Origin of the sequence: Pseudomonas sp. S30, assembly GCF_016518545.1 — a bacterium.
Taxonomy (GTDB): Bacteria; Pseudomonadota; Gammaproteobacteria; order Pseudomonadales; family Pseudomonadaceae; genus Aquipseudomonas.
Map to the genome: position 1 here is coordinate 353,898 of NZ_JACVTO010000002.1, position 8,808 is coordinate 362,705.

An 8,808-nucleotide genomic window follows, 5' to 3' on the forward strand; every position below is an offset into this window, starting at 1 on the left:
GTTCACCCAAGGATTGCCATGTCACGTCGCATTTCCCCCGTCATACCCGGCTTCGGGCTGACGCTGGGCTACACCCTGGTGTATCTCAGCCTGATCGTGCTGATACCCCTGGCCGCCATGTTCATCCATGCCGCCCAGCTCACCTGGGAACAGTTCTGGACCATCGTCAGCGCACCGCGGGTGCTGGCCGCGCTGAAACTGAGCTTCGGCACCGCCCTGTGCGCCGCGCTCATCAACGGCGTGATCGGCACCCTGCTGGCCTGGGTGCTGGTGCGCTACACCTTCCCTGGCCGCAAGATCATCGATGCGATGATCGACCTGCCGTTCGCCCTGCCCACCGCCGTCGCGGGCATCGCCCTGACCGCGCTGTACGCCCCCTCCGGTTGGGTCGGCCAGTTCGCCACCGAGCTGGGCCTGAAGATCGCCTACACACCCCTGGGCATCACCCTGGCACTGACCTTCGTCACCCTGCCGTTCGTGGTGCGCACGGTGCAGCCGGTACTGGCCGACATCCCCCGCGAAGTCGAGGAAGCCGCGGCCTGCCTGGGCGCCAAACCCTTGCAGGTGTTTCGCCACATCCTCGCGCCGGCGCTGCTCCCGGCCTGGCTCACCGGCTTCGCCCTGGCGTTCGCCCGGGGCGTGGGCGAGTACGGCTCGGTGATCTTCATCGCCGGCAACATGCCGATGAAGACCGAGATCCTGCCGCTGCTGATCATGGTCAAGCTCGACCAGTACGACTACACCGGCGCCACCGCCATCGGCGTGCTGATGCTGGTGGTTTCCTTCATCCTGCTGCTGCTGATCAACTTGTTGCAGCGGCGCATCGAAACCCCTTGAAGGAGGCCCGGTCATGTCTTCATCTTCGTCTTCCCTGGGCGCCAGCGCGGCCGCCAATGCCGCCCGCCGTGGCAGCGCCACCTCGCGGCGGGTGCTGATCGGCCTCGGCTGGCTGGTGTTCGCGCTGTTCCTGTTGCTGCCGCTGGTGATCGTGGTGTCGCAGGCGCTGAAGAACGGCTTCGGCACCTTCTTCGAAGCGATCTTCGAGCCCGATGCCTTGTCGGCCCTGCAGCTCACCCTGCTCGCCGTGGTCATCTCGGTGCCGCTGAACCTGGTGTTCGGCGTCAGCGCCGCCTGGTGCGTGAGCAAGTACGATTTCCCCGGCAAGAGCGTGCTGGTCACCCTCATCGATCTGCCGTTCTCGGTGTCGCCGGTGATCGCCGGCCTGGTCTACGTGCTCATGTTCGGCGCCCAGGGCCTGCTCGGGCCCTGGTTGCAGGACCACGACATCCAGATCGTCTTCGCCCTGCCGGGCATCGTGCTGGCGACCATCTTCGTCACCGTGCCCTTCGTGGCCCGCGAGCTGATCCCGCTGATGCAGGAGCAGGGCACCCAGGAAGAGGAGGCCGCGCGCCTGCTGGGCGCCAACGGCTGGCAGATGTTCTGGCACGTCACCCTGCCGAACATCAAGTGGGGCCTGATCTATGGCGTGGTGCTGTGTACCGCTCGGGCCATGGGCGAGTTCGGCGCGGTGTCGGTGGTGTCCGGGCATATCCGCGGCGTCACCAACACCCTGCCACTGCACGTGGAAATCCTCTACAACGAGTACAACCACGTCGCGGCCTTCAGCGTGGCCAGCCTGCTGCTGATCCTGGCGCTCTTCATCCTGCTGCTCAAGCAGTGGAGCGAGAACCGAATTAACCGCCTGCGCCACAGCGCCGCGGAGGAATGAGTCATGTCGATCGAAGTTCGTAACGTCAGCAAGCGCTTCAACAATTTCCAGGCCCTGAACGCCATCAACCTGGATATCCACAGCGGTGAGCTGGTGGCGCTGCTCGGCCCGTCCGGCTGCGGCAAGACCACCCTGCTGCGTATCATCGCCGGCCTGGAGACCCCGGACGACGGTAGCATCGTGTTTCATGGCGAGGACGTTTCAGGCCACGACGTGCGCGATCGCAACGTCGGCTTCGTGTTCCAGCACTACGCGCTGTTCCGCCACATGAGCGTGTTCGACAACGTCGCCTTCGGCCTGCGCATGAAGCCCAAGGGCGAGCGGCCCACCGAGAGCCGAATCGCCGAGAAGGTCCACGAGCTGCTGAACATGGTGCAGCTGGACTGGCTGGCCGACCGCTACCCCGAGCAGCTGTCCGGCGGCCAGCGCCAGCGTATCGCCCTGGCGCGCGCCCTGGCGGTGGAGCCCAAGGTGCTGCTGCTCGACGAGCCCTTCGGCGCCCTGGATGCCAAGGTGCGCAAGGAGCTGCGCCGCTGGCTGGCGCGCCTGCACGAAGACATCAACCTCACCTCGGTGTTCGTCACCCACGACCAGGAGGAGGCCATGGAAGTGGCCGACCGCATCGTGGTCATGAACAAGGGCGTGATCGAGCAGATCGGCTCGCCGGGCGAGGTGTACGAAAAACCGGCCAACGACTTCGTCTACCACTTCCTCGGCGACTCCAATCGCCTGGCCCTGAGCGAAGGCAATCACGTGCTGTTCCGCCCTCACGAGGTGTCGCTGTCGCGCCACGAAACCGAGGGCCATCATGCTGCCGAGGTGCGTGACATCCGGCCATTGGGCGCGACCACGCGGGTAACCCTGAAGGTGGCAGGGCAGAGCGAGCTGATCGAGGCCGAGGTGGTCAAGGACCACGACAGCCTCACCGGCCTGGCGCGCGGGGAAACCCTGTTCTTCCGGCCAAAGGTCTGGCAGAAGGTGGCCGACGTCTGAGCCGGGCACGGCTCATCGGGGGGCTGGCCACCAGCCCCTAGCGCTCAATCGTTGTCCGACTCGAACAGACGCTGCAACTCGACCCGCGCTTCCTGCGCCGTCTGCATCACCTTCGCCCGGTCGTCGCGTACCCGCCCCTGCGCCTCCAGCACCTGCTGGTCGTGCTCGGTGAAACGCTGGATGCGGTCGGCCGCCTGCTGCTCGCTCAGGCCCAGGCCGATCAGCGTCAGGCGGGTCATTTCCAGGCTTGAATAGTAAGTCTCGCGGATCGGCTCGGCGCCCACGTCGACCAGCTTGTGCACATGCTGGCGGTTGCGCGCCCGGGCGATCACCTTCAGGTGCGGATACTCCTGCTTCACCCGTTCGGCGATGCGCAGCGTTGCCTGGGCATCATCGATGGTGATGACGAAGTATTCCGCCTGTCCGACCTTGGCCGCGTGCAGCACCTCCGGGCGCAGCGGGTCGCCGTAGAACACCGGCGCCTGCTCGAACGAGCGGGTCATCTCGATCGCATCCACCGAGGTGTCCAGGGCAATGAACGGCACCTTCTGCGCACGCAGGATGCGCGCCACGATCTGGCCCATGCGGCCCATGCCGATGATCACCACCCGTGGCGTATCGGCCTGGATGCTGCGGTAGTGTTCAGGCACCTCGCGGGTGGGCGCCGGGCGCCGGATCAGCCGCGCACTGGCCAGCAGCAGCAACGGCGTGAGGGCCATGGACAGGGTGATGGTCATCAACAGCAGGTCGTAGGTGTAGGCGTCGAACAGGCCCTGGTCCTTGCCCAGCTTGAATACCACGAAGGCGAATTCGCCGCCGGCGGCCAGCACCAGCCCCAGGCGCAGTGCGCTGACCCGGGCCAATCCGCCGACGCTGCGCCCCACCAGCATCAGCATCGGCAGCTTGACCGCCACCAGCAGCAGGGTGAGGCCCAGCAGCAGGACGGGTGACTCGAACAGCAGGCCCAGGTTGGCGCCCATGCCCACGCTGATGAAGAACAGTCCCAGCAGCAGGCCCTTGAAGGGTTCGATCTGCGACTCCAGCTCATGCCGGTATTCCGAATCGGCCAGCAGCAGCCCGGCCAGAAATGCGCCCAGGGCCATGGACACACCCGCTTCTTCCATCAGCCAGGCCGTGCCGATCACCACCAGCAGCGCGGTGGCGGTGGACACTTCGGGCAGGCCGGTGCGCGCGACGATGCGAAACAGCGGGCGCAACAGATAGCGCCCACCGACGATGACCACGGCAATGCTGCCGACGATGCGCAGGCCGTGTTCCAGGCTGTCGCCGTGGCTGGTGTCCGGCCCGCCGCTGGCCAGCAGCGGCACCAGGGCGATCAGCGGGATGGCGGCGATGTCCTGGAACAGCAGGATGGCGAACGCCAGGCGACCGTGCGGGGCGTTCAACTGGCGGCTTTCGGCCAGGCTCTGCAGACCCAGCGCAGTGGACGACAGCGCCAGCCCGAGGCCCAGCACCACGGCAGCCGGCAGCGATTGGGCGAAGCCGAAGCAGGCGATCACACCGATCAGGCTGCCGGTCAGCGCGACCTGCGCCAGGCCGGCGCCGAACACCGCCTTGCGCATCAGCCACAGGCGCCGGGGCGAAAGCTCCAGGCCGATGATGAACAGCAGCAGGACCACGCCCAGTTCGGAGATGTGCGCCACGCTTTCGGTATCGCGGATCAGGCCCAACGCCTGCGGGCCGATGGCCACGCCGGCCAGCAGGTAGCCGATCACCGCGCCCAGTTGCAGGCGCTTGGCCAGCGGCACCGCTACGACGGCGGCGAGCAGGAAAATCACGGCGGTCTGCAGCAGGCTGCCTTCAGAGGGCATGGAAGTACTCCGGGAAAATAAGCGTGACATCATGCCATCAGAACGACGAGCACGCTCGGCAAGGAGGCTGAATCACCTGACCTGAACGCTCGCACCGCCCTGCATTTCAGCTTCCCGGCCGGTACTGCAAGGCCTCGGCCAGGTGGGAGCGCTCGATCCTCTCGCAGCGCTCCAGGTCGGCGAGCGTCCGGGCCACCTTGAGCAGGCGGTGAGCGGCGCGCAGCGACAGGTTCAACCGCTCGCAGGCCGACTCCAACCAGCTCATGTCGGTTGTATCCAGCGTGCAATGACGGCGTAGCCCGGGCAAGGTCAGAAAGGCATTGGCGCAGGCCTGGCGCTGCTGTTGCAGATCCCGGCATTCGGCGACCTGCGCGGCGACGCTGGCGCTGCGCTCGCCGCTGGCCTGGTGGGTGAGGCTGGTGCTTTCGCGGGCCACGGTGAGGTGCAGGTCGATGCGGTCCAGCAAAGGCCCGGACAGCTTGTTGCGGTAGCGCTGGATCTGCTCGGGGCTGCACCGGCACCGCGCCGCAGGATCGCCCAGGTAACCGCAGGGGCAAGGGTTCATCGCTGCCACCAGTTGAAAGCGTGCGGGAAATCGAACACGGTCCCTGGCACGCGACACCACGATTTCACCCGACTCCAGGGGTTCGCGCAGCACTTCCAGCACCCTGCGCTCGAACTCGGGCAACTCGTCGAGAAACAGCACGCCATGATGAGCCAGGGTGATTTCCCCCGGTTGCGGGCGGCTGCCACCGCCCACCAGCGCCGGTCCCGACGCGGAGTGGTGCGGATGGCGAAAGGGCCGTTGCGGCCAGCAGTCCAGCGGCGCCTTGCCGCTAACCGACTGGATCGCCGCCACCTCCAGTGCCTCGTGCTCGTCCAGCGGCGGCAGCAGGCCCGGCAGACGACTGGCCAGCAGCGTCTTGCCTGTGCCGGGCGGCCCGGTGAACAACAGGTTGTGTGCGCCCGCGGCGGCGACCAGCAGCGCACGCTTGGCCGCGACCTGGCCCTGCACCTCGCTGAGGTCGGGATAGGGCCGGGCGCGCAGGGTCAGGCCATTGGCCGAGTAGGCCGGCAACGGCACCTGGCCATTGAGGTGCGCCACCAGCTCCTGCAGGTGCCCGACCGCATACACCACCAAGCCACCGGCCAGGCTCGCTTCTTCGGCATTTTCCCGCGGCACCACCAGCGCTCGCCCGGCTTCGCGCGCCGCCAGCGCCGCTGGCAGCACGCCTTGCACCGGACGCAGCGCGCCGGACAGCGCCAACTCGCCCAGGCACTCGAAGTCGGCCAGCGTGGCCACCGGCACCTGACCATTGGCGGCCAGGATGCCCAGGGCAATGGCCAGGTCGTAGCGCCCGCCATCCTTGGGCAGGTCGGCCGGGGCGAGGCTCTGGGTGATGCGCCGGGCGGGGTAGTCCAGCCCGGAATTGACGATCGCGCTGCGCACCCGATCCTTGCTTTCCTTCACCGTGGCTTCGGGCAGGCCGACCAGGGTGAGGGTGGGCAGGCCGTTGGCCAGATGGGTTTCGACGCTGACCGCCGGCGCCAGCACCCCGACCTGGGCGCGGCTGTGGACGAGGGCGAGAGACATGGACACTCCTTGATCGCTGGGATGCCGCGTCCTGCGGCTGGAGCAAGGATAGAAGGGGGATCGGGCGAGGGGAGGGAAAGAGTGAGACGGGGTTTTGCGAAGAGTGAGTCGCGTGTCTGCCGATGACCATGCGCGTGACCAGAGGCGCTTCTTGCTGTCCAGCTTGCGGGAACCTTCAGAAAGGCACACAGCGCGGTTAGAATGACTGAGTTTTAGTCCGTTCTGCCTGAAGATACAGGTATGTCGGACATACAGTGCCTTGTCGAACTGGAAGTTCAGAGTCTTGAAGGCGAGACTCGTTTCAGGTCGGAATTTGATATTCAAAATGGGTAACGACAACGTGGAAATCGTGGCATTTTTGTTTTTCTATTTAGTAACGCTCTATTTTATCTGGACGACCAGGATTGCCTATGGAAAGAAGACGCTGGCTGGCATAGGGAAAGGCCTTGTCGGGGTTTTTATCGCCATTATCGCCTTGGGATTCATGCTCAAGGGGCTGGCAGCGGTCATTCCAGGTTTCACCAAGGGTGCTGCTAGGCACCTGATGGGGGTATTGGGTATATCGTTGGTTTTCATATGGGGCATGAGGTTCATGCTCGTTGCCATGTCCAATATGTTCGCGGCCATCATGGGGTTTCATAAAACGTATAACGCTGATAACTACAGAAGGTTTTCACCGGTTCTCAGCAAGATGGCCCCGGGGCTCTTCGTTTTCATGAAAGTCATTCTTTCTCTTGGGTGCATAGTGATCTATTACGGTATTTGGCTGGCGAAATGAATCGAAATGGCATCTAGTGGACACGCCTCCCACGACAGCAACGGCATGTTTGTCCTACATTGACATTCTCGATTTCTCCTTCAGATAGGGATGTCAGTATGAACGGCCTGGCAGTGGTGACCGGTGGCAGTCGGGGGATCGGTGCGGCGATCGCTCGGCAACTCGGGCGACAGGGATACGAGGTCTGCCTGACCTACGAGCAGGACAGCGATGCTGCACAGCAAGTGATCGACGCGATTGACTCGGAGGGTGGTTCTGCCTGGAGCGCGCAGTTGAACCTGGCGTCGCCGGAGGCGGTGATGGGACTGTTCGAGGCGGTGGACCGACGCGGCACGCCGCTCAGGGCACTGGTGAACAATGCGGGCATCACCGAGGGCTTCTCTCGGCTGGAGGCACTTTCCTACGAGCGTTTGCAGCATGTCTTTCAGGTCAATGTGTTCGGCGCTTTTCTGTGCGCCCGCGAGGCGGTGCGCCGCATGGGCCATTCCCATGGCGGCACGGGCGGGGTGATCGTCAACCTGTCCTCGCGTGCCGCCGAGCTGGGTGGGGCTGGCGAATGGATTCACTACGCTGCGACCAAAGGCGCGATCGACACCTTGACCCGTGGCCTGGCCAAGGAAGTGGCCAGCGAAGGCATTCGCGTCAATGCCGTGGCCCCTGGCGTAATCGAGACCGACCTGCACGCCGCCGCCGGCAAACCCGAGCGGGCAGCCGAGATGTCAGCAGGCGTGCCGACCGGCAGGGCAGGTACGCCACAGGAGATTGCCGATTGCGTGGGCTGGCTGGTCTCGGAGGCGGCGAGCTACGTGACCGGGGCCATCGTGCCGGTGGCCGGCGGTCGGTGAGGCCGTCGAGGCCGGCTACATGACCTCGCCGCCCCTGGGCTCCTCGCATCAATCGGCGGCGTTATCGCTGATTTCCAGGTCGTTGAGCAGGGCTTTGGCCATGGCGTTGAGGTAGTGCAAGGCGGTGACCGCTGCCGGGCTGGCGAGGCCTTCGCTGGTGTCGCTCAGGTCGCGGGCGCAACCTACCAGGATCGACACCTCGTCGATGGCGCGCTGATGGGCAATGCCGGGCTGGACACGGAACAAGTCGAGAAGCGTGGCCACACCGGCGGTGGTGCGGGTGGGCTTTAGAAGGGGCGGATCGGGGACGAGTTTTTTCATGCGTCAAACTCCATGTCGGTTCAGTTTGACCGCCGCCCGGAGCCTTCTCACAGAACAGATTGGGTGGCAGCCGCGCACGAGGTGAGAAGACCGTGGACACGGAGAAACACGGCCAGACCGAAGTCTGCTCGTGCACGGCTGCCATGACATTGGGAGCCAACGTGTCGGACGGGCTTCTCACACCCGGTCGCCTGTTGGCGACCCTGTGAAGTTATCCCTGAGCCATTTCCCCGACAATTAAGAGGCGTCCGCGAAGCGCGTAGGATACTTCCTAAGCGTCAAGAGCCATAGCTTAGGGCCAATAGTTCAGATTCTTCCTGCGCTTACTTGCGCCCGGCTGCACCCTAGCCACGAGGCTCCCGCCGCTGTTTTGGGTTCTTCTGGCGAATGTTCATCGAGCTGCACCTAGGATGGCCAGCGGCCGGTGAGGCCATCCAGGCCGGCTGCATGACCTCGCGGCCCTCGGGGACATCGCGTCAATCGGCGGCGTTATCGCTGATTTCCAGGTCGTTGAGCAGGGCCTTGGCCATGGCGTTGAGGTAGTGCAAGGCGGTGACCGCTGCCGGGCTGGCGAGGCCTTCGCTGGTGTCGCTCAGGTCGCGGGCGCAACCTACCAGGATCGACACCTCGTCGATGGCGCGCTGATGGGCAATGCCGGGCTGGACACGGAACAAGTCGAGAAGCGTGGCCACACCGGCGGTGGTGCGGGTGGGCTT

Annotated in this window: 9 protein-coding genes; 5 read left to right on the forward strand and 4 right to left on the reverse strand. The window is 65.1% G+C overall.

All coding sequences use genetic code 11. The features are described 5' to 3' along the window. Positions 1-18: 18 nt before the first annotated feature. From cysT to IAE34_RS04500, 3 genes are read left to right on the forward strand one after another with little or no spacing between them, the layout of a single operon-like run. Positions 19-837 (forward strand): sulfate ABC transporter permease subunit CysT, encoded by an 819-nt coding sequence (gene cysT / locus IAE34_RS04490; RefSeq protein ID WP_200137651.1) that lies wholly within the window; start codon positions 19-21, stop codon positions 835-837. Between the two features lie 13 nt (positions 838-850). Beyond that, positions 851-1,729, forward strand: coding sequence for a sulfate ABC transporter permease subunit CysW (gene cysW, locus IAE34_RS04495; protein WP_200137652.1), 879 nt, complete (start codon positions 851-853; stop codon positions 1,727-1,729). A gap of 3 nt (positions 1,730-1,732) precedes the next feature. Beyond that, on the forward strand, positions 1,733-2,722 hold the full coding sequence (locus IAE34_RS04500; protein WP_200137653.1) for a sulfate/molybdate ABC transporter ATP-binding protein: 990 nt from the start codon (positions 1,733-1,735) through the stop codon (positions 2,720-2,722). Between the two features lie 44 nt (positions 2,723-2,766). Here the strand turns inward: IAE34_RS04500 and IAE34_RS04505 are convergent, their stop codons facing one another. Both IAE34_RS04505 and IAE34_RS04510 read right to left on the reverse strand, forming a co-directional pair. Continuing rightward, positions 2,767-4,554, reverse strand: a complete 1,788-nt coding sequence (locus IAE34_RS04505) for a monovalent cation:proton antiporter-2 (CPA2) family protein (RefSeq protein ID WP_200137654.1) — start codon at positions 4,552-4,554, stop codon at positions 2,767-2,769. Positions 4,555-4,660: 106 nt separating this feature from the next. After that, entirely contained in the window at positions 4,661-6,148 is a 1,488-nt protein-coding gene (locus IAE34_RS04510; protein ID WP_200137655.1) for a YifB family Mg chelatase-like AAA ATPase, read from the reverse strand. Between the two features lie 325 nt (positions 6,149-6,473). Between IAE34_RS04510 and IAE34_RS04515 the strand changes: the two genes are divergently transcribed. After that, entirely contained in the window at positions 6,474-6,926 is a 453-nt protein-coding gene (locus tag IAE34_RS04515; RefSeq protein WP_200137656.1) for a hypothetical protein, read from the forward strand. 98 nt (positions 6,927-7,024) lie between these two features. Then, positions 7,025-7,771 (forward strand): SDR family oxidoreductase, encoded by a 747-nt coding sequence (locus IAE34_RS04520; RefSeq protein WP_200137657.1) that lies wholly within the window; start codon positions 7,025-7,027, stop codon positions 7,769-7,771. A 48-nt stretch (positions 7,772-7,819) separates the two neighbouring features. Here IAE34_RS04520 and IAE34_RS04525 read toward each other — a convergent pair whose 3' ends face one another. Together IAE34_RS04525 and IAE34_RS04530 are read right to left on the reverse strand one after the other, a co-directional pair. Then, on the reverse strand, positions 7,820-8,092 hold the full coding sequence (locus tag IAE34_RS04525; RefSeq protein WP_200137658.1) for a DUF3077 domain-containing protein: 273 nt from the start codon (positions 8,090-8,092) through the stop codon (positions 7,820-7,822). Positions 8,093-8,568: 476 nt separating this feature from the next. Next, a partial coding sequence (locus tag IAE34_RS04530) for a DUF3077 domain-containing protein (protein WP_200137659.1) occupies positions 8,569-8,808 on the reverse strand: 240 nt, incomplete at its 5' end.